Annotated in this window: 4 protein-coding genes; 2 read left to right on the forward strand and 2 right to left on the reverse strand. The window is 45.2% G+C overall.

Translation table 11 applies throughout. From position 1 onward, the window contains the following. The coding region (locus tag BLV54_RS16330; RefSeq protein ID WP_256329559.1) for a transposase at positions 1-357 on the forward strand (357 nt) is incomplete at its 5' end. Between the two features lie 58 nt (positions 358-415). Beyond that, complete coding sequence (locus BLV54_RS15075) at positions 416-958, forward strand: histidine phosphatase family protein (RefSeq protein WP_090572396.1); 543 nt, start codon at positions 416-418, stop codon at positions 956-958. A gap of 173 nt (positions 959-1,131) precedes the next feature. Here the strand turns inward: BLV54_RS15075 and BLV54_RS15080 are convergent, their stop codons facing one another. Together BLV54_RS15080 and BLV54_RS16335 are read right to left on the reverse strand one after the other, a co-directional pair. Next, the gene (locus tag BLV54_RS15080; protein ID WP_090572397.1) at positions 1,132-1,404 is read right to left on the reverse strand and encodes a hypothetical protein; all 273 of its coding nucleotides are present in this window, start codon (positions 1,402-1,404) and stop codon (positions 1,132-1,134) included. Positions 1,405-1,806: 402 nt separating this feature from the next. After that, the coding region (locus BLV54_RS16335) for a transposase (RefSeq protein WP_371113310.1) at positions 1,807-2,211 on the reverse strand (405 nt) is incomplete at its 5' end.

The raw sequence follows: 2,211 nt of genomic DNA on the forward strand, positions 1-2,211 counted from the left end.
ACGGGTATTGCGCCAAAGGAAGTTTATGTGGATCGGGGTTATAGAGGGCACGCGGTGACGGATACGGTCAAAGTATGGATAGCAGGAGCCAGGCGTGGCGTCACGGTGGCGATCAAAAAGAAGCTCAAGCGGCGCAGTGCGGTGGAGCCCGTGATCGGACATATGAAAAACGATGGGCGTCTGGGGAGAAACTTTTTGAAAGGCACAGCAGGCGATGCTATGAATGCCTTACTGTGCGGTGCTGGCTATAACTTGCGCAAGATTCTGCGCCAACTGGCGCTTTTGTGTGCTCGTTTGGGAATCAATATTAATCGGCTATTGATTGGCAATATGCCTAACCTACAACTTAGTAGTTGAGAAAAAGGGTTTTTCAGGGACGACTACTTACTGTTTTATTTTTATAGTCATTTGCAACATGGATATCTACTTCATGCGCCATGGGCGCACTAATTATAATGATCTTGGTTTGTGTAACGATGATCCCAGCCGGGATGTTCATTTAACAGAAGTAGGTATAGAGCAAGCGAAGTTGGCAGCGCTGGCGCTGCGTGATGTAGCATTTGATCGTATTATTGTTTCGCCCCTGCCACGGACATACCAAACGGCGGAGGTAATAAACTGTTACCACGCAGTTCCAATTGAGGTGCATCCTGATCTTGCCGACATCCGCTCAGGGTTTGATGGCATGCCAGTGTCTGACTATTTTTCAGCGATTATCCATGATCCGCTACGAATATGCGTGAATGGTGGCGAATCATTGCTGGACCATAAGCAGCGTGTGTTACGATTTATCGATTGGTTAAAAGAGCAGAAGGATAAAACACTATTGGTAGTCGCTCATGAAGAAACCATGCGGGTATTCGTCGCCTATTTTGAGGGGGGCGTTAAAGATGATCAACTGAGGGATATTCATGTGGGCAATTGTGAATATAAGCATTATGTGTTGAATTGCGCCTAAATTTACCCAGGGTTTGCATCTAAAATTAACCCACCTAAGTGAGTTCGATAATGACTTATTCAGATTGAGATATTTTTGTATATTTTCATTTGGAATTGAAGATACGATAGCCAGTCCCCCCAAAGGAAGCATCCTGGTGAAGTATCCAGATAGGGGTGGGCGGTCAAATTTATTCAGTTCCGCGATTCACGCCACGCAGCGGAAAAGCTGTCCAATGTAGCAATAGAGCTCAACGCGATTCCGGCTACACCCTCAAATGAGGCTACTGCTTTCAAAGAGAGATTTTCTGGATCAAAGCCAATAAAAATGATGCTCACCAGAAAGGTGAAATTCCAAAGCCCAGGGATTTGCCAGCAGCTCCTTTGATCAGCTTCTCCGCAAAGTGGATAACCAACCCAATTCCGATAATAAAGAGCACTACACGCTATGGAAAGTATTATATTCATCTGTTGTTATTTCCCTTTGCTACTGCGAAGATGGAGAGTATTCGGATTTTATTATCCACAATTTTCGTGGATAAGCTTGTGAGTAACTGCTTTATGTCGAGGGAGGATAAAGGTTATTTCGAGTGCTTTAAAAAGATGCTAAAGCTTTCTCAGTTCTGGTCGATAATGGATAAATAAGATTCGAAAATACTATTCTCGTATCCCCTCTAACCCGGTGAGTTATATATTGCTCTCTGGGTTATTTTTTATTTTGCGCACTTGCCTTTCAGTAAAACCCTATTCCAATGTAAGCTGACGCATTAGCTCAAGCGTGCGTAGGGAACATGAATGGGGTTGCAAATTGTCGATTTTGCGGTATCGGTGATGGTTCTAGAATTAGTCGTCCCTGAAAAACCCTTTTTCTCAACTACTAAGTTGTAGGTTAGGCATATTGCCAATCAATAGCCGATTAATATTGATTCCCAAACGAGCACACAAAAGCGCCAGTTGGCGCAGAATCTTGCGCAAGTTATAGCCAGCACCGCACAGTAAGGCATTCATAGCATCGCCTGCTGTGCCTTTCAAAAAGTTTCTCCCCAGACGCCCATCGTTTTTCATATGTCCGATCACGGGTTCCACCGCACTGCGCCGCTTGAGCTTCTTTTTGATCGCCACCGTGACGCCGCGCCTGGCTCCTGCTATCCATACTTTGACCGTATCCGTCACCGCGTGCCCTCTATAACCCCGATCCACATAAACTTCCTTTGGCGCAATACCCGTTAGTTTGTGAACTTGTTCCAAGGATGCTGTAAGCGTATGCCCATCGTA

This window comes from Nitrosomonas sp. Nm33, from assembly GCF_900107265.1.
GTDB lineage: Bacteria > Pseudomonadota > Gammaproteobacteria > Burkholderiales > Nitrosomonadaceae > Nitrosomonas.

What these genes read in the sequence shown, in the direction of transcription:
- BLV54_RS15075 (WP_090572396.1), top strand. Translation starts at nt 416, where the DNA reads ATGGATATCTACTTCATGCGCCATGGGCGCACTAATTATAATGATCTT.
- BLV54_RS15080 (WP_090572397.1), bottom strand. Translation starts at nt 1,404, where the DNA reads ATGAATATAATACTTTCCATAGCGTGTAGTGCTCTTTATTATCGGAAT.